This window comes from Shewanella sp. SP2S2-4, assembly GCF_031932025.1.
In the GTDB taxonomy this organism is placed as follows: domain Bacteria; phylum Pseudomonadota; class Gammaproteobacteria; order Enterobacterales; family Shewanellaceae; genus Shewanella; species Shewanella baltica.
Map to the genome: position 1 here is coordinate 56,524 of NZ_JAUOER010000024.1, position 19,285 is coordinate 75,808.

Here is a 19,285-nt window from a genome sequence, read left to right on the forward strand (position 1 = left end):
AATTAAGACGGTAAGATTATCTCTGGTAAATAACTTCTACGTCGTAGTCATCATCATCAAAGTCGTCGTCATCATCTTCATCAACATAGTCTTCATTTACAGAATCTAAGTTAGCTTGATGATAATTATCCCACTTGAACTCGACTTCACTGTCTGGGTCGATTTCATTGTCTTCTGGTGGCAGGCTCGCAATATAATCGAGGAGCTTTAATGCCAACTCATTAGTGCCGTCGCGGTTGTAGGCAGAAATCGTGTAAACGTCACCTTCCCAACCCATTTCTTTAACGATACGGTCAACCTTTTCTTGCAGCTCTTCTTCGAGCAGCAAATCGGTTTTGTTAAAGACTAACCAACGCGGCTTGCTCGCCAACTTTGGAGAATATTTCTCAAGCTCACCAACAATAGCGCGCGCAGACTCAACCGGATCGGTTCCGTCAATCGGCTCAATATCGATGATGTGCAGTAGAATACGACAACGCTCAAGATGCTTTAAGAAGCGAATACCTAAACCCGCACCATCGGCAGCACCTTCGATAAGACCTGGAATATCCGCAATCACAAAGCTTTGACCAGGACGTGGATTAACCACACCTAAGTTAGGCACTAGTGTTGTAAACGGATAATCAGCCACTTTCGGCGTTGCACGGGAAACCGCACGAATGAATGTCGACTTACCCGCGTTAGGCATGCCAAGCAAACCAACGTCAGCCAGCAGTAACAACTCTAATTTAAGGCTACGCACTTCACCCGGTGTTCCTAACGTCTTTTGACGTGGGGCACGGTTAGTACTGCTCTTAAAACGGGTGTTACCTAAACCATGGAAACCACCTTTGGCAACCAATAGCTTTTGACCGTGGGTCGTTAAATCCCCAAGGACTTCTTCAGTATCATGATCGACCGCGCGAGTACCAACAGGAACTTTTAAGATCAGATCTTTACCGCTGTGACCGGTACAATCACGGCCACGACCATTTTCGCCACGTTCAGCCATGTGAAAACGTTCAAAACGGAACTCGATCAAAGTGTTGAAGTTTTCGTCAGCTTGCAGGAAAACACTGCCGCCGTCGCCACCATCACCACCATCAGGACCACCATCAGGTACATACTTTTCGCGCCTAAAGCTAACACAACCGCTACCGCCGTCGCCTGCTTCGACCCTAATTACTGCCTCATCGACAAACTTCATACTTACTCCTGGCACCACTGAATGAAGCAATTATACCGTCTAACTTCATTGGTCGCCAAAAAACTCGAGATACTTTGCTCCCAATCTTACCTGTCAATGCTCATTCTTGGTAATCATTTACCAACTCAAGCATCTACACGGCGTAAATAGAAGCACAAAAAACAGAAAGCCCCACCAATGGCGGGGCTTTAACAGTATAAGCTAGGTTCGAAAATTAAGCTTCGATGCTAATAAACTTACGGTTATTAGCGCCTTTAACTTCGAATTTCACTTTACCGTCAGTCAGAGCAAACAGAGTATGGTCACGACCAATACCTACGTTTACACCAGCGTGGAATTTAGTACCACGTTGACGAACGATAATGTTACCAGCTAGAACTGATTCACCGCCAAAGCGCTTAACACCTAGACGTTTACTTTCTGAATCGCGGCCGTTACGAGTAGAACCGCCAGCTTTTTTATGTGCCATGAGTTAGACTCCTATTATGCGTTGATAGCAGTAATTTTAACTTCAGTGAACCACTGACGGTGGCCCATTTTCTTGTCGTGATGCTTACGACGACGGAACTTAACGATAGTTACTTTATCGCCACGACCGTGACTTACAACTTCAGCAACGACTTTACCGCCAGCTACTAAAGGAGCACCAACATGCACTGTTTCGCCATCAGCGATCAAAAGAACTTGATCGAATTCGATAGTTTCACCAGTTGCAACTTCTAACTTTTCTAAACGAACAGTGTGGCCTTCGGCTACACGGTGTTGTTTACCACCACTTTGAAAAACAGCGTACATAGCTATTTTACTCCAATTCCTAACACGCGGGCTCATTCTTGGATGAGGCAGGGTGCTATAAAAACTTTATTGACAATGGGCGCGGAGTTTACGCGAAGAATCTAACTCTGGCAAGCCCTAATTAGGAAAGAATAAAAAAAGACCGGATTAACTCTCACATTAGTTGAGCTAGTGCTGTCATATGTCAGAATTTTAGGTAAAATTCATTTCATTATAACACGTGAGCCTAAACAGGGGCCGGTACGTAATGACCCCACAACCAGAGTCTACTATGGATTTAAACGCTATTCGTCAACTGGCTGACACTGATATGCAAGCAGTCAATCAGCTGATATATAAACAGCTTGAATCAGATGTCGCCCTAATTAATCAATTAGGTTTTTACATTATTAATGGTGGTGGTAAACGTCTTCGTCCTCTGCTGTCGGTATTAGCCGCACGTGCGGTGAGCTACGAAGGCGAAGCGCATCTTAAGCTAGCGGCGATTATTGAGTTTATCCATACGGCCTCATTGCTCCACGATGATGTAGTTGATGAATCGACATTGCGCCGCGGACGAGAAACCGCCAACGCACTGTTCGGCAATAGCGCCAGCGTGCTGGTCGGGGATTTTCTTTATACCCGTTCATTCCAGATGATGACTGAACTCGACAGCATGAAAGTGCTCAGAGTGTTAGCGGATACCACGAACGTGTTGGCCGAGGGCGAAGTCTTACAACTGATGAATTGCAACGATCCTGATACCACAGAAGAAAGCTATATGCGGGTCATTTATTGTAAAACAGCTAAGTTGTTTGAAGCGGCTACTCTGCTTGCGGGTGTGTTAGCGGGTGCGACGCCAGAGCAAGAAACCGCCTTAGGTAACTATGGTAAGTATCTTGGTACCGCCTTCCAGCTTACCGACGATTTACTCGACTATACCGCCGACAGTGATGAGCTAGGCAAAAACATAGGTGATGACCTTGCTGAAGGTAAACCAACTCTGCCACTCATCTATGCCATTGCCCATGGCACAGACGAAGAGAAACACCTCATACGTCAAGCAATTGAGCAAGGCGATGGTACACAGGCCATAGATAAAATAGTGGCAGCACTGCACCATTGCGGCGCGTTAAACTACACCCAGCAAAAAGCGATTGAAGAATCAGAGAAAGCCATCGAGGCATTATCGATTCTACCCGACAGCGACTACAAGCAAGCCTTAGTTGCGCTAGCTAAGATTTCGGTCGACCGTAATCATTGATTACTCGCTAATTCATTTTTAGCCCAAAGAAAAGGTCTTACTCAGTAAGACCTTTTTTATTGCCTCAAACCCGCAACCCTAAGATTAAACCTGCCAGCGGATCGGCGCCTCGCCCCGCTCAAGTAATAATTGATTCACTTGAGAAAAATGCCCACAGCCAAAAAAACCCCGATAGGCCGATAAAGGTGAAGGATGCGGCCCAGTAAGCACTTGATGTTGCGGTGCGTTAATCACTTGACCTTTTTTGATGGCATGACTGCCCCAAAGCACGAAGATAATCGGCTGAGTCTGGCGATTTAATAATTCCAGCACGGCAGTCGTAAACACTTCCCAACCCGCTTTGGCATGGGAGTGCGCCTTGCCTTGCTCAACGGTCAGCACCGTATTGAGCATTAATATCCCCTGCTCCGCCCATGCGGATAAATCCCCGTGGGATGGAATGGTAAAGCCATCAATATCTGTCGCTAATTCCTTGTACATATTGGCTAAGGAAGGCGGCGGTTTAATACCGCGTTTGACCGAAAAGCATAAACCATGGGCTTGATCTGGGCCGTGATAGGGATCTTGGCCAATCAATACCACTTTAACCTTTTCAAGCGGAGTCATAGTAAAAGCATTAAAAACATCGGCTTCGGGGGGATAAACCACTTTCCCAGCCCTACGTTCATTGTCTACAAATGCACTTAGTTGCTGAAAATAAGGCAAAGCCCTTTGCTCATCGATAAATGTTTGCCATGTCGCCTGAGTCACGATTTTACTTCCTCAATCCTATTATCGGGTTAGCTTAAAAGCCCTGCTGTAGAATGGCAAGTTTGAAGGTTATGCTTGTCGATAAGTGATAAGGCTATGTTTGCAGTGTTTCGCTTTAAGACTTTCAATTTAAAACATTCGAATTTAAATGCTATAGTGCGCCCATTCTCGCACTGTCTAATACGCCATGATGATCCAACATTCTGATAAATTGATACAACGACATCAAACGGGTTTCACCTTAATAGAGCTTGTGGTGGTCATCATAGTGCTCGGTATTTTAGCGGTAGTGGCCCTGCCAAAATTTATCAATGTGCAGCAAGATGCGCAAATCGCCACAGTCAAAGCCGCAGGCGGTGGCTTTAAGTCAGCCATTAATCTGGCCCGCTCCGTTTGGGCGGTAAAAGTGGGCTCAGGTCCAAAAGAAGACTTACCCGTATTTGGCACTGCGCAATCTGAACAAGTGGATTTTAACGCCTTCGGCTGGCCTGCACAGCACTATATCTTTGGTAATGAAGCCTCACCGTCGCTTGATAATGTCGAAGACTGTATCTCGGTATGGGAAGTATTATTCCAAAATACCCAACCGAGTGTCTCGCGCTTAAATGTTGATGCGACAGAAACCGACTACAAAGCCAGTTATACCAATCCTGGCCAGTGCACTTATTTCTATCGAACAAACGACAAACTCTCGATCAGTTATGACTCCCAAACCGGAGTCGTCATTACCGACACAGATCCCAATAGTTAATGCCTGACGATTCCTTCTTACGTCAATTAAGTTAGAATCGAACTTTAATCTGTTACTTTTAGAGTGAACGCCATGACCGACACGAGCAACACCACCATTTACGAACTTGCCGATCAGTTTATTGCCTTAGCCAATCAGCTAAGTCAACAAGAAGCAGATGTAGGTAAAGTGGGCACGGCACTGCGTTTTGCCGCGGCACGTTTTAACGCCTTCGAAGCCGCAATTAAATCAGCGGATCTCGGCGCCGAGAAAGAAAGCGCATTAGAATGGTTTAGCAGTGAATTCAAAGAAATGCTGAGTGACAACTTAGACGATCACATCGCGAATCCGCCAATTCTCCAAGAAGCGGTGGCAGAAGAGACCGACAATTCAGTGCAAATGTTTAAAGGCTAAGCACGCCTTTCATGCATAGCGAAAACATAAAAAATGCCATCGATTGATGGCGTTTTTGTTTGTTGAAACAGATGACCTGCAATAAATAATTAAAGCGTATATACCACGCGGATCGCCAGCAGTATCAATACCACGCCAGACAACTTATCAATTAACCCAGCCTTTTCCCGTAACTTAGGCAACACGCTTGAGTGGGACAACAACAAAGCAATAAGCGTATACCAAAGACCATCGACCACTAATGGGGTAAAAACGATTAAGGCTTTGGCTGTCATGCTGTCGGCCACCATCACGAATTGGCTGAATAATGCGAGGAAAAATAGCATGATTTTAGGATTGAATAAGGAAATGGCGATACCATCACGGGCTGCGGTCAAGGTATCTGTCGCCTCCCCTGCGGCCAATTTAGCTTGCATACCGCCCTTGGAACGCAGCGCCTGAACTCCCATCCAAGCCAGATACAAAGCACCGAGAATCGCAATGCCATTAAAGACTAAGGGCGCCTTTTTAAGTACGACGGCTAAGCCAAGTAACGTCACCAGCGCATAAATCCCAATGCCTATTGAATGTGCCCACGCACACACTATGCCCTTGCCCCGTCCACCGCCTAAGGTATGGCGCACCACCATAGCTAAACTTGGGCCCGGCGACATAGCCCCCAAACAACAAATAGCCAATAAACCTAACCAAGTACTAAAACTCATTGAACACACCTTACGCCGAATAAAAAGGCCCCATTGATGTAGATAAACTCTGGGGCCTTAACTTGTTTGCTATTCTAGCATCGCGCCATTAAGGCGTTAACGCTAATCAATCCGTTTGTCGATAAATTAACGGCTATTTAGGCTGATAAAAAGCACGGATATCCTTCACTAACTGGGTTAAGGATTCGGGCTCAACGTACATCATGTGCCCCGCTTTATAGTAATGCATACTCACACGACTATTATCTATGCCGTTATCGGCAAAGGTATTTTCGGTGGCAAAAAATGGTGTCGCAAAGTCAAAGTAACCGTTGCCGACAAAAATCCGCAGATCTTTGTTCTCACGCTGCGCTTGACCAAGATAAGGCGCGACGTTGACATAGTGCATCTGCTTACCGCTGATATTCCAGTTCCAGCCCCGGTTCACATCAACGGAAAGTACATTGAAAGGACGAGATAAGGTCACGCCCAAATCGTCATACAGATATTGATGCATGGCAGCCGTATAAGCACCATCAATCCCATAACCTGATGGGTCATCGTCGGTTGAGTCGCCGCCACTGTCGTAGTCTTTACCTGTGTAGCGGCTGTCTAAGCGTCCTATCGTCAAATCTTGCTCTCTGAGCAGCTCCTTAGTGTATCGACTGGCGCTCACGCGCAAATTAACACGATCTAAATAGTGCTCACTTAAACCCGTAAAGCGCGCCAAGCTTTGACGTACAGCTTGATATGCCTCGGGTGTTAAGCGGCTGCCTTGCAACAACGCGAGGGCATAATCTTTGATCGCAAACTGGCGCGCCTCCTCAATAAAAGCCTCCAGCCCTAAAGCTTTATCCGTAGCGCTGACTTTATTATGGTAAAAAGCCGTCGCCGCCATGGTCGGTAAAAAACCAATGTATGGTTGATTATTACCCGGTTGGTAGCGGGCATGACTAAAATCGAGAATGGATGAAATCAGCATAATTCCATTGACCGAAATGTCAGTCCAACCGCCCTGCAATTCATTCACAAGTGCTGCCGCGCGGGTAGTTCCGTAACTCTCGCCGGCCAAATATTTAGGGGAGTTCCAACGTTTATGCTCAATCAACCAGCGGCGAATAAACTCGGCAATCGACTGGGCATCTTCTTTCACGCCCCAAAAATCCGCACCTTTTTTATCGCCTAAGGCGCGGCTAAAACCAGTACCTACGGGATCGATGAACACGAGATCGGACTCATCAAGCATAGAGTAATCGTTTGATTCAATACGATAAGGTGCTGCGCCATCGTCCTTTGCATCCGGCACCACCACACGTTTAGGACCAAATAAGCCCATGTGCAACCAGAGCGAGGCCGAGCCCGGACCGCCGTTAAAAATAAAGGTTACGGGGCGTTTGTTGCTGTCTTTAACATCGTCACGTAAATAGGTAATAGAGAAAATACTCGCCAGCGGTTCGTCTTTATCATCCTTTAAAATAGTCTCGCCACTTATCGCTTGATAACTGACTTTTTGCCCTTGAATCGTCATCTTATGCTCGGTTTTAACCACCTCAGGGACAAGCTTGTCGGCTTTATCTTCGGCCTTTTTGGCGGGTTCGGCATAGCTCAGGCTCGAGCAGAATATGATCAACGGCAACAGTAATAATGACCAAAGCGGCCTAGCCGACGAGCGTCGACGCGATAGTAAAGGTGTCATCTTATTTCCTTTTATTTTTGTTATAGCGGTAACTATCATCTTGCCCAGCTTACAAAGACTCAACAGCAGGCGCAAAACACAATTGCAACTGAATGCGTCAAAGGGCAGCTCAAATGAAATCCCATAAATTCACGCTGATTTAAGCCGTTAACCGCTAAGATAAGCACGAATCTAAGTCTGTATTCCTAAGCCTCTATGTTTAATAAAGGCACGCCATTCTCCAGCAGGAAGTTTTATGAGCACTATTACTCTGATCAGTATTATCATTCTTTGTCTATTAATCGGCGCTATCTTGCTGCTGATTTGGCAAAGACAAAAAGGAAAAATCATACCGCTAGCGGTAATCTTTGTACTGGGATTTTTCGCCTTAGGACTCGGCGCTATTATTGGATTTGTGCATAAAGGCGAGGATTATCAAGCCTATCAAAAACTGCAATGGCACACCTTAGCGCCCGAGCAAATTGCGCCTCTGGTTGCCCAAGGCTATACCGTATTTGTCGATATTACTTCAGATTGGTGCACCATCTGCCAAACCAATAAAGCCGAAGTCACCCACAGGGAACAAATTGTGAATGCCTTAATGGCAGACAACATTATCCTGATGCAAGGCAACTGGAGTGAGGCCAACAAAACGATTGAAAGCTATATGCGCCATGAAGGTGTACCTGGTACGCCCTACAATAAAATCTACGGTCCAAGCGCACCCAATGGCATTCTTTTGCCGTCAAAACTCAGTATGAGTGATGTGCTGAACGGCCTTGCTGCCGCACAAACGAATCGCAGTTAACGGAAAAATAACCAATAAAAAAGGCTGCACTGCAGCCTTTTTGCTCACTTCACTTCAAATCTATAAAAGCCAAATTTCTTGAAAGGTGGGTTAGAAATCGCTTCTATAAATTGGCTTACTCATTAAAAACGGTAATTTACACGGCCATAGTAGAAGCCACCGTTGTAATCGAATGGCCCACTTTCATAGTAAACGCCACCAAGTTGAGAATAAGCGTAATCATCGCCCACTTTCAGCTTTTGCGCTTTTTGGTCGAATAGGTTATTTGCCCCTACCGCCAGGGTTAAGCCATCAAATAACTCATAGCTCACTTCCAGATCTATGGTGACTGCAGCATCGGCCATTTCAGAACCCCAATCAGAGGTATCGTCAGCATGAGTCGCATAGTACTCACCGAAGTAGTTACCACGCAGTGACATGCTTAATTGATCCCATGACTGCGCCCAGGTCAAGGTTGCACGGTGTGCAGGAATACCATCTTCTAAACGCCGAACCTTGCCTTCATCAGTGGTTTCGGGATCGTATTTATCAACGCTGGTATCGGTCCAACCATAGGCAAGACTGAATTTAGCATTACCCGACAGAATTTCCGCATCATAGGAGGCGACGATATCGATACCTTGAGTCGTAGTATCAAAGTCGTTGGTGTAATAACTCACGCCTTGGATCAACTCAGGGAACTCAACGCCCGCTGCACGCAGCGCATCATAGTCTTTAGCTTCAACATCAATCTTACTCGACTGCGCAATACGACCCTCAACGCCAATGTTGTAATAATCGACCGTTAAGAAAAAGCTTTCGTATTCATACACTAAGCCTAACGCATAGCTTGTTGACTCTTCAGGCTTTAACACTTCCCCGCCATAAAATGCCGCAAGTGGATCGGTGGGTGGCGCAATAAACGTCTGGATCAACTGACCATCAATAATCGATGTCTGCGTATTGACAACGTTTTCTTGACCTACCGTTGGTGCTCTAAAGCCCGTGCTGTGTGAAGCGCGGAATGACAACTCATCCGTTGCGGAATACTGCGCCGTCAGCTTGTAATTTAACGTATCACCAAAGGTCGAAAAATCTTCGTAACGCAGCGCTAAACCGAGTAACCAGTCATCACTTAAATAGGCTTCTAAATCCGTATAAATACCAATATTGTGGCGGGAATTTTTACCCGCAGACTCAGGGCCAAAACCTTTAAATCCATGCGAGCCGATGCTGAAGCCTTGCTCGGCATAGGGGCCGGCAATCCAAGAGGCTTCATCACCTTGAAAAATCTCAAATGACTCATTACGCCATTCAAAACCAGAAGCAAAACTAATGTCTTCGAAGCCGCCTAAGGTAATAAAACGCGAAAAGTCGAGGTTAACTGTGGTTTCAACTTGCTCATAGGCACCGGTATCGAAATCAGTTGGGGTATCTAATCCCAATGATGGGTTTAACGAGTTTTTAAGGCCGAAGCTGGCTTTGTTACTACCGGTACCGGCGCTGAAATCGTAATTCCACTCGCCGATATCGCCCTTTACACCGGCGAAGAAAGACATATCTTCAATGGTCCCAGTGAACTGCGGTGTATAACCACCGGGGAAAATTTGGTTCATAGCAAAGCAATTGGGATCGGCAACCATGGCCTTATAAGCATCGGTATCTAAGACGTTACCATCAGCATCGGGAATACCGTCGTTGTTTGTATCAACTTTAGGAATTGGCACTACCACACAAGACGATTGATCACCATTTATAGCTCCGACTAATAAATTACCGCCTTCAGGAGGGGTATACACATTACTGCGGTCCTGCGGATTACGATAATAAAATCCCCCCACAGCATCGCGGGAAGACAGGTTACCAAAGGCATAGGCATGCATATTGGCATTAATGTCTAAGCCTGAGTTGATGAACACTGAGTAGTCATCATTAATTTCAGGATTACCCCATACTTGAGCGGGGTCATTAATCGCTGTATTACCCTGCTCTGCTAAGTTAGCCGCATCGGGACGCTGCACACTTCGACTGGTTGCATCCGCATTTTTATACTGGAAGCTTAAGTTAACGAAGCCATTATCTGTCAGCGGTAAACCAACATCGCCTTCGACTGTGGTTGTGGCACCGTCACCCTCGTAATATTCACCTTGGGTCACTGTTATGGAGCCACCATCGGAATTATCTTTTAAGACAAAGTTCATGACGCCTGCAATCGCATCAGAGCCATATTGCGCCGCAGCGCCGTCACGTAGCACTTCGACTTGCTTCAATGCAGAACCAGGAATAACCGAAATATCAGGACCTTGAGCACCATCGTTAATGCCGCCGCCTTGAAACGCAATTACAGCTGCGCGGTGACGACGCTTACCATTGACTAACACTAAGGTACTGTCGGAAGGCAAACCTCGTAAGTTAACGGGACGTACTAAGGTTGCCGCATCACTGATGGGTTGAGCGCGCGAGTTAAACGAAGGTACCGATGTCACTAACATATCAATCATGTCAGTCGAACCATTCTTTTTAAGATCATCACTACTAATAATATCAATTGGAACTGGGGAATCGCCGATTGAGCGTGGTGCCGCACGTGAACCAACAACCGCAATCTTTTCCACGCCTTCATTTTTAACAGCAGCGTCTTCTTCCTCAGCCATGGCTTGCGGGCTAATGAAGCTACCAGACAAAGCTAATGTAATCGCCAAACTGACTGCACTTAATCCAAACTTCTGCTTCTTTGAGGTCATCATATTCATCCCAACTGCTTATTATTTTTTTAGAATACCTGACCTGCTTTATGCGATTCTCATCCCTAAACCTTGCAACTACGGTCAATACAAAGTTATTTTTTACATAACAAGAACATTTTTATAACATAAATAAGACAATATCCAATGTTAAATCAGACTTTTGAATGAATATTAGTCATTTCTCTTTTAGATCAGTTTGTTATAGGTAAATATTTTTTAAGGTACTGCATTTGGTAAAAATGCATTTCAGAGTGCTAAAAATGTGATCCAAAATGTCACCATAAAGAGGTAAGTACTCAATAGGTCAATCAAAAACACGATATATCGCGTTATACGACTTAAGGTATACTCAGGCAATACCGCCCAAACCTGAGTACCACAGATGACAAATGAGATTTCGGTCAATAATGAAAAATCGGTCGATAAGCATTTCTTACCGGAAAACCAGTTACTGCTTAACGCTGTCGGTGAAGGTATTTATGGATTTGATTTAAGCGGTAATGCGGTATTTATCAATCCAGCGGCAGAACGCATGACAGGTTGGAAGAATGAAGAGTTACTGGGCAAAAATATCCATAACTGCCATCACCACAGCCATGCGGATGGTAGCCATTACCCCCAAGAAGATTGCCCGATTTACAACACCTTAAAGGATGGTATTACCCGAGAAATCACCCACGATGTGTTCTGGCGTAAAGATGGCAGCAGCTTCCCCGTGTATTACAGTTCCACCCCCGTTTACCGTGATAATGAACTGATTGGCGTAGTCGCGATATTTCGTGACATTAGTATTCAAAAGCAAACAGAGCAGTCACTACGCCAAGCATTGGCGCAAGTGCAGGCGCTCTCGGAGCGACTCGCCTCGGAGAATCATTATCTGCAGGCTGAACTTGCTGACAAAACGGGTGATGTGGATATTTCGGGCGCCAGTAGCGTGATCCGCCACATGATCCAGCAATTGCATATGGTAGCCAATACCGACAGTACTGTGCTCATTTGTGGTGAAAATGGCACAGGCAAAGAACTTGTAGCCCGTAACTTACATCAACTCAGTCGCCGCAAAGATAAACCTATGATCAGTGTCAACTGCGCCGCGTTTTCAGCATCCTTGTTAGAAAGTGAACTCTTTGGTCACGAAAAAGGCGCATTTACCGGTGCCACCAGCCGCCGTAAAGGCCGCTTCGAACTTGCTCACCAAGGCACGCTGTTCCTCGACGAAGTGGCAGAACTCAGTTTAGAAGCCCAATCAAAACTACTGCGGGTCATCCAAGAGCAATCCTTCGAACGCCTCGGAGGCAGCGAAACCATTCAAGTAGATATTCGCTTGGTCGCCGCCAGTCACCACGACTTACTCAAGCGAGTCGAGCAAGGATTATTTCGGATGGATCTCTATTACCGCTTGAATGTATTCCCAATTCAAGTGCCACCGCTGCGTGCGAGGATTGAAGATATCCCCGAACTCGTCAGCCATATACTGCACAGTTTGAATCGTAAGTTAGGCAAAAAAATCCGCGGTGTGAGCCAAAAAGGGCTGCAAAAGCTCATGGCTTATACATGGCCGGGCAATGTGCGCGAATTGCAAAACATCCTCGAGCGCGAAGCCATACTTTCCCAAGGCGATATTTTGCAGATCCATGCGATGCCGAGCCATAACCCCTTAGCTCAGGCCCAAGGACAAACCTTAGCAGAAGCGGAAGCCTTGCATATAGAACAAACCCTTAAGCGTTTAAACTGGCGAATATCCGGCCCACTCGGCGCGGCGAATGTGCTAGGCGTTCCCGCAAGTACATTGAGATCGCGGATGAAAAAACTGGGGATCCAACGTCAATCGAGTGAAATATAACTCAAATCACACAACCAAAAAACGCGATATATCGCCAATGTGTGATATATCGCGATCAACATCTAACCAAAGTATTAAAATAACCATATATATCATAAGGTTGAATCAGTTAAAACTTGGCCTAGCGCTTGCTATAGGGAGGCGAATCTTATTTAAGCCGTTAGGACCCTTTTATGCCCAAGAGCGAAGTTACCCCCAATTCTCCAAGTGTGAATAAGAGTGTGAACGCGAAACCTTCCTCAGTCGAGCTGCACATTCCGATTAAAATCCTCTCCAACGAAACTGCAACAGGGAGCAATACGCCCTCTGGCAACATCCATTTTCGTGAGCAGAAAGGTGATTTTCAGCGCCTGCGAACCATGATGAATAGCCTGCTGATCGTGTTGTTTTTCGCCCTGCCGTTTATCTCAATCGATGGCCGCCAAGCGATATTGTTAGATATCAGCCAGCAACAGTTTTTCTTCTTTGGCATCACGCTATGGCCGCAGGACTTTACCCTACTCGCATGGATTTTTATCGCCGCGGCCTTCGGTCTATTTTTTATCACCGTGTTCTGGGGCCGTGTTTGGTGCGGTTATCTTTGCCCACAAACGGCGTGGACCTTTATCTATGTGTGGATAGAAACGCGCATCGAAGGCAGCAGCAACAAACGCAAGCAACTCGACAAAGCGTCCTGGTCTGGCAGCAAAATAGGTAAAAGAAGCACCAAGCACTTACTTTGGGGTCTCGCCGCCCTGCTCACCGGCTGTGGTTTTATCAGCTATTTCATTCCCGCACGCGAACTCTATATCGACATATTGACAGGCAATGCCAGCTTTTGGGTGACTAGCTGGGTCTGGTTTTTCGCCATTTGTACTTATCTGAATGCGGGCTGGATGCGCGAGCAAATGTGTCTACATTGCTGTCCCTATTCACGTTTCCAAGCTGTAATGTTCGATGCCAACACTAAAACCGTGACCTATGATGCACAGCGCGGTGAATCCCGCGGCCCGCGTAAACGTAAGCAAGAAAGCAATCTCAGAGAGAGTAATCTTGGTGATTGTGTTGACTGTAATTTATGTGTCGAAGTGTGCCCAACAGGAATAGATATTCGTAACGGCTTGCAATATGAGTGCATCAACTGCGGTGCCTGTGTCGATGCTTGTAATGAAACCATGTTGAAATTCGATTATAAACCGAACCTTATCGGCTACATGAGTGAGAATGATCTTAAGGGAGTCAGCTACTCCTATTGGCGCTCGCCGCGTTTCTTAGGCTACGGCGCAGCGGTCGTGATCATGCTCATAGTGATAGGTTTAGATTTGAATAGCCGCAGCGAGATCCAGCTTAACGTGATCCGAGACCGTCAAAGCCTGTACCGCGAAACGGCTGACAATAAGATTGAAAACACCTATCAGCTGAAGATCCGCAACAAAACGCAGGACACTAAGCAGTATCAACTCGCTGTTGACAGTGAAATGCCCTTCAGCTTGATTGCCGATCCTATTATTACCTTGGCTGCGGGCGAACAAGTGGACTATCCCGTCACTGTATTAGCCGATAAGGATGCCATCCCCTCGGGGCGCAAAATGATCCAATTCTCGGTGACGGATGTGAAACAGCCAAGCCAGCAAGTGAGTCAAGAAACTGGATTCTTCAGTCCCTAGGCTTTTAGCGGTTAATATCGGTAACCGTCTACATTAACCGCTAAATCGGCGCTTGGGGAGTCAACCCAAGCGCCGTTCTAAATCAAACACTCATCCCCAAAAGACAGATCTCGAATGCTCTCCCTTTACGCTTTATTACGCTTTATCGATGACACGATAATTACGCTATCCTTAACGCCTCAGCTTTAGAGTAAAAATACTATTTGTTACATAAAGATACCGTTATTGGCATAGCGATGTTTTTCGCGATAAGCATTGACCTCTAGTGCTAACACCCTCTAATCTAAACACCTGTTTAACTCCAGAATAATAACAACTAATAAACATCATCTTTGAGGTAGTTCAGCATGGCATACGATCAAGACTCTCAACTCAAACTAGACTACTCATCACTGGTCGATCTGATCGAGAAAACCAGCCTGCGTTATGGCGATAAACCCGCCTATGCCTGCCTTGGTAAAACCAGCAGTTTTAATGAGATAGAACGCGACTCTCGTTACTTTGCCGCCTATTTACAAAATAAGACCACACTCAAACCCGGCGATCGCATCGCCATTCAATTGCCCAATATCACCCAATTTGTCATCGCGGCCTACGGCGCAATCAGGGCTGGGCTAATCCTTGTTAACACGAATCCTTTATATACCGAGCGCGAGCTTATTCATCAGTTCAATGATTCTGGTGCTAAAGCGCTCGTGGTGTTATCCGACCTATTGCCGACCTTGGCCAAAGTCATCGACAGTACTCAAATAGAACTCGTCATCTCCACCCATCCTTTAGATTTGATCGATCCGCATGTGCAGCCAAAAACAGGGCTTAAGAATGTCGAGTTTTGTCAGATTTTAAAGCAAGGGGCTGATCTTCCATTTAGCCGATTTATCTCAAACCTCGACGATCTCTCGGCGTTGCAATATACAGGCGGCACGACAGGATTATCTAAAGGTGCCATGTTGACCCACGGCAATATGCTCGCCAATGCGGCGCAGGTAAAATCCCGCATCGCGAGCGTGATCACCGAAGGGGAAGATATCTTTGTTGCGCCGCTGCCGATTTACCATATTTACGCTTTTATGGTGAACTTAGTGCTGTATTTCGAGTGCGGCGGTTGCTCGGTATTAATTCCAAATCCGCGTGATATTAGTGGCTTAATTAAGACACTCGCCAAATACCCCTTCACGGGATTTGCAGGACTCAATACCCTGTTTGTCGCCCTATGCCATCAACCCGAGTTTAAAGCACTGGACTTTAGCCACTTAAAAATCACTATCTCTGGCGGCACTGCACTCACTGCCGCAGCGGCGAATATTTGGCAACAAACCACAGGCAATATGATCAGCGAAGGTTATGGATTATCTGAAACTTCGCCAGTGATTTCACTCAATGCGCCCGGTTATCAAAAACTAGGCACTATTGGTAAACCTGTGATTGGCACAGAAGTGAAACTCTTAGATGAAAACAACCTTGAAGTGCCCTTAGGTACAGCGGGAGAATTAGCCGCGCGCGGCCCACAAGTGATGCGGGGTTATTGGAATAATCCGCAGGAAACCGCCAACGCTATGACTCAAGATGGTTTCTTCAAAACCGGCGATATTGCCATAGCAACAGCGGAAGGTTTCCATCAAATTGTTGATCGCAAAAAGGATATGATCATAGTCTCAGGCTTTAACGTTTATCCCAACGAAGTGGAAAACGTCCTAGCGAGCCATCCAAGTGTGATCGAATGCGCCGTGGTGGGAGTAAAAGATGAACACTCGGGCGAAGCGGTTAAAGCCTTTATCGTGCTCAAGGATGATAGCCAAGATCATCAACAGGCAAAAGAGGCCATTCTAACCTATTGCCGCGAGCAATTGACCGCCTATAAATTGCCAAAAGTCATTGAATTTATGACGCAATTACCTAAGAGTACCGTAGGAAAAATTCTGCGCCGCGAGCTAAAAGATAAGGCTTGAAGACCGCACTTAAAGTGCAGTACTTAAAGTGCCGTACTTAAAGACAAAGCTGACTAACAGAGCTTAGAGACAAACGCACAATAAAAGACCCAGTGAGCTAGCTTGAGCGTTTCAGCTAGCAACTGGGTTTTATTTTACCTAAATGGTCTCATTCAAGGCGCTGGCATTAGCCTCTTCGGTTAACAATTGCAGACTGGCAAATTCACGATATAACGCATTGGATTGCATCAACTCTTGGTGGCGCCCGCAGGCAACAATCTCGCCCTTATCGAACACAAAAATCCTATCGGCATTGATTACCGTCGATAAGCGATGGGCAATAATCAAGGTGGTTTTACCCGCCATCAATACATCCAGCGCTTGCTTCACTTTCTGCTCGCTCACTGCATCTAAAGCGCTGGTCGCTTCATCGAGTAACAATATCGGTCTGTCGGCTAAAATCGCCCGTGCAATGGCGATCCGCTGTTTTTGCCCACCAGAAAGTCGCACGCCACGCTCGCCTAAATAGGTTTGATAACCGTCAGTAAATTCGCTAATAAACTCGTGGGCACGGGCCGCGATACAAGCATCTATCACTTCTTGCTCAGTCGCATCGACTCGGCCATAACGCACGTTTTCAAGTACGCTGGTCGCAAAAATCACTGAGTCCTGCGGCACCAGAGCAAACTGCGCTCTTAGGTCTTGTGGCAGAAGCTTAGCAATATCAATTCCTTCCAGTCGAATACTGCCAGCGCTAGGCACATAAAAGCGCTGCAATAACTGGAACAAGGTACTCTTACCTGCGCCACTTGGCCCCACTAAGGCAACCCGCTCACCCGCGGCAATAGCGATATTGAGCTGTTTTAGCACTAAGGCATCATGCTCTGGATAAGCAAAGTTGAGTCCTTCTATCACTAACTCGCCACAGACCTTGGCGGGTAACGCTACTGGATGAGTTGCAACGGGAATATCCACTTGCGTTTCAGCCAGTTCGATTAAACGTTCAGCGGCGCCAGAAGCCCGCTGAATTTCGCCGATTACTTCGCTAATGGTCGCCACAGCGCCTGCTACCATCACAGCGTAAAACATAAATGCGGATAGCTCGCCACCCGTCATCTTACCCGCCATCACATCGTGGGCACCGACCCAAGTCACCATAGCAATCGCGGCAATACTTAAAAACATCACGGTTGAGATCAGCAAGGCACGGTAACGGATCCGCCCGCTTGCCGCAGACATCACATCTTCGACGCGGGTATTGAATAAGCTACGGTCTTTATCTTCATGGCCATAGGCTTGTACCGTATGTATTTCATGAAGCGTTTCATCCACATAAGCGCCGAGATCGGCAACCCTGTCTTGGCTTTCTCGCGCCAGTGTACGCACTTTACGGCCGAAAAAGATCACCGGTCCCAACACTAAAGGTACGGCCAATAACACTAATAAGGTCATCTTAACGCTGGTGATCCCCATCATGGCTAAACCGCCAAGCACGGTCACACTTGAGCGCAGTGCCATAGACAAACTCGATCCCACCACAGTTTGTAGTAAGGTAGAGTCGGCGGTAAAACGGGAGATCACTTCGCCGGTGCGCACCTTAGCGTAAAAGGCGGGGGAGAGTTTAAGCAGTTGATTGTAAACAGTTAGACGAATATCGGCGCTGACCCGTTCGCCGAGCCAAGTCATCAAATAAAAGCGGCAAAACACCGCTGCGCCACTGACGGCGGTAATTCCGAGCACTAACAGTATGATTTCATTCAGCCGCTGCGCATTGTCGCGCACAAAGCCTTCATCGACCATTAAGCGCACACCTTGGCCCAATGATAGCCAAGCGAGCGAGCCTATCATCAAGCAAATAATCGCCGCGACGACTTTCAGTTTGTAGGGTTTAAGAAACCCCATAATCCAAGGCAATACCGATCTTTGCTGCGCCGAGGTTGGTTTAACCTTCGAAGCATCAGCGCTTATTGTAGGCGTGACTGGAATTAACTTTTCAGGCAATGGCTCTGCGCCCGCTTTAATGGGGTTTGGTGATTTGGTTAATTCGACGGTCGGCTCTGTCACTGGGGTATCCTTCGGTAGGGAACGGCAATTCAAGCATAACATTCACCTGAACTGGGTATCTGCAAGCCGTTAACCGCGCAGCTTTGCTTAAAGCATATCAGTGAGATGCTACCTGTTGCGGGAAAATTCAAGGGCAAAGCGTGGTTTTACTCAAAAGAAAAGCATAAAACCAACCCGCAGCGAGTGCGGGTTGGTTTTATTGCCATCGCTTAGCACGACTTAAGCGACTTGCTGATTTTCCGGTGTTTTGGGCGTGCCATGGTGGCCATCACGCTTCCAATCCACATCTAACAACTCTGCGCCGCTCAGGCTAAATGCTTGGCCAAAACCTTTCACGTAAAGACCCTGATGGGGCGCGAGCTTGTATAAGTTAAAATCGGTTAATGCCGCAAGGTTATCGGACATTTCACCAAAACGGGCCGATAACACACTAACGCCCTTAATAAAGGCGGGCGTATCACGAGGCACGGCCTCGGCAATCGCATCGAAGGTCAAACGCTTGCGGGCAAAAACCGATTTGGCCGCAGTTTCATCTTCAACAAGCATCACAGAGACCTTAGATGAGTGCTTTAAGTTATGACCATGACGGGCTAAGTCACTCACTAGAATATAAAAACCATCATCAGCCAGTGCGAAGGGGGCATAACTCGCATTAGGCTGGCCATCTGTACCTAGCGTGGCCAGTTGCAAGGTTTCCCTTTGCTGTTTAAAGGCTTCTATCTCAGGTAAAAGCTTGTCTCTTAATCGTTGTTCTTGTTCGGTCATTTCAGGCTTCATTTGCTGTGTTCCTTAAA

16 protein-coding genes are annotated in these 19,285 nt (G+C 46.6%); 7 read left to right on the forward strand and 9 right to left on the reverse strand.

The features are described from left to right. Positions 1–16 precede the first annotated feature (16 nt). The 3 genes from cgtA to rplU all read right to left on the reverse strand — a co-directional run bounded on the left by cgtA (position 17) and on the right by rplU (position 1,981). A complete protein-coding gene (gene cgtA, locus Q4Q54_RS17110; protein WP_311989067.1) occupies positions 17–1,186 on the reverse strand; it encodes an Obg family GTPase CgtA in 1,170 nt (389 codons plus the stop codon). Positions 1,187–1,400: 214 nt separating this feature from the next. After that, positions 1,401–1,655 carry a 50S ribosomal protein L27 gene (gene rpmA, locus Q4Q54_RS17115; protein WP_006080527.1) on the reverse strand — a complete coding sequence of 85 codons (255 nt, stop codon included), beginning with the start codon at positions 1,653–1,655 and terminating at the stop codon, positions 1,401–1,403. Between the two features lie 14 nt (positions 1,656–1,669). Further along, positions 1,670–1,981 carry a 50S ribosomal protein L21 gene (gene rplU, locus Q4Q54_RS17120; protein WP_006080526.1) on the reverse strand — a complete coding sequence of 104 codons (312 nt, stop codon included), beginning with the start codon at positions 1,979–1,981 and terminating at the stop codon, positions 1,670–1,672. A gap of 271 nt (positions 1,982–2,252) precedes the next feature. Between rplU and ispB the strand changes: the two genes are divergently transcribed. Then, positions 2,253–3,224 carry an octaprenyl diphosphate synthase gene (gene ispB / locus Q4Q54_RS17125; RefSeq protein ID WP_037391117.1) on the forward strand — a complete coding sequence of 324 codons (972 nt, stop codon included), beginning with the start codon at positions 2,253–2,255 and terminating at the stop codon, positions 3,222–3,224. An 84-nt stretch (positions 3,225–3,308) separates the two neighbouring features. On the opposite strand, the gene ung is transcribed toward ispB, so the two are convergent. Next, positions 3,309–3,974, reverse strand: a complete 666-nt coding sequence (gene ung, locus Q4Q54_RS17130) for a uracil-DNA glycosylase (protein ID WP_115335329.1) — start codon at positions 3,972–3,974, stop codon at positions 3,309–3,311. A 187-nt stretch (positions 3,975–4,161) separates the two neighbouring features. On the opposite strand from ung, the gene Q4Q54_RS17135 reads away from it, so the two are divergent. Both Q4Q54_RS17135 and Q4Q54_RS17140 read left to right on the forward strand, forming a co-directional pair. Beyond that, complete coding sequence (locus Q4Q54_RS17135; RefSeq protein WP_006080520.1) at positions 4,162–4,725, forward strand: Tfp pilus assembly protein FimT/FimU; 564 nt, start codon at positions 4,162–4,164, stop codon at positions 4,723–4,725. 72 nt (positions 4,726–4,797) lie between these two features. Continuing rightward, complete coding sequence (locus Q4Q54_RS17140) at positions 4,798–5,118, forward strand: DUF3144 domain-containing protein (RefSeq protein WP_106649673.1); 321 nt, start codon at positions 4,798–4,800, stop codon at positions 5,116–5,118. 89 nt (positions 5,119–5,207) lie between these two features. Here Q4Q54_RS17140 and Q4Q54_RS17145 read toward each other — a convergent pair whose 3' ends face one another. Next, positions 5,208–5,822 (reverse strand): LysE family translocator, encoded by a 615-nt coding sequence (locus Q4Q54_RS17145; RefSeq protein WP_006085833.1) that lies wholly within the window; start codon positions 5,820–5,822, stop codon positions 5,208–5,210. A gap of 133 nt (positions 5,823–5,955) precedes the next feature. After that, positions 5,956–7,497 (reverse strand): S10 family serine carboxypeptidase-like protein, encoded by a 1,542-nt coding sequence (locus tag Q4Q54_RS17150; RefSeq protein WP_311989068.1) that lies wholly within the window; start codon positions 7,495–7,497, stop codon positions 5,956–5,958. A 235-nt stretch (positions 7,498–7,732) separates the two neighbouring features. Between Q4Q54_RS17150 and Q4Q54_RS17155 the strand changes: the two genes are divergently transcribed. Then, the gene (locus Q4Q54_RS17155; protein WP_011846020.1) at positions 7,733–8,284 is read left to right on the forward strand and encodes a thioredoxin family protein; all 552 of its coding nucleotides are present in this window, start codon (positions 7,733–7,735) and stop codon (positions 8,282–8,284) included. A gap of 122 nt (positions 8,285–8,406) precedes the next feature. On the opposite strand, the gene Q4Q54_RS17160 is transcribed toward Q4Q54_RS17155, so the two are convergent. Further along, a complete protein-coding gene (locus Q4Q54_RS17160; RefSeq protein WP_311989082.1) occupies positions 8,407–11,010 on the reverse strand; it encodes a TonB-dependent receptor in 2,604 nt (867 codons plus the stop codon). A gap of 382 nt (positions 11,011–11,392) precedes the next feature. On the opposite strand from Q4Q54_RS17160, the gene Q4Q54_RS17165 reads away from it, so the two are divergent. The 3 genes from Q4Q54_RS17165 (at position 11,393) to Q4Q54_RS17175 (ending at position 16,448) form a co-directional block, all read left to right on the forward strand. Continuing rightward, a complete protein-coding gene (locus Q4Q54_RS17165; RefSeq protein ID WP_311989069.1) occupies positions 11,393–12,853 on the forward strand; it encodes a sigma 54-interacting transcriptional regulator in 1,461 nt (486 codons plus the stop codon). Positions 12,854–13,026: 173 nt separating this feature from the next. Beyond that, positions 13,027–14,499, forward strand: coding sequence for a cytochrome c oxidase accessory protein CcoG (gene ccoG, locus Q4Q54_RS17170; protein WP_311989070.1), 1,473 nt, complete (start codon positions 13,027–13,029; stop codon positions 14,497–14,499). 347 nt (positions 14,500–14,846) lie between these two features. Continuing rightward, positions 14,847–16,448, forward strand: coding sequence for an AMP-binding protein (locus tag Q4Q54_RS17175; protein WP_259559307.1), 1,602 nt, complete (start codon positions 14,847–14,849; stop codon positions 16,446–16,448). A gap of 138 nt (positions 16,449–16,586) precedes the next feature. Here Q4Q54_RS17175 and Q4Q54_RS17180 read toward each other — a convergent pair whose 3' ends face one another. Both Q4Q54_RS17180 and hutZ read right to left on the reverse strand, forming a co-directional pair. Next, the gene (locus tag Q4Q54_RS17180) at positions 16,587–18,491 is read right to left on the reverse strand and encodes an ABC transporter transmembrane domain-containing protein (protein ID WP_311989071.1); all 1,905 of its coding nucleotides are present in this window, start codon (positions 18,489–18,491) and stop codon (positions 16,587–16,589) included. Between the two features lie 219 nt (positions 18,492–18,710). After that, positions 18,711–19,268 (reverse strand): heme utilization protein HutZ, encoded by a 558-nt coding sequence (gene hutZ, locus Q4Q54_RS17185; protein ID WP_115335335.1) that lies wholly within the window; start codon positions 19,266–19,268, stop codon positions 18,711–18,713. Between the last annotated feature and the right edge of the window lie 17 nt (positions 19,269–19,285).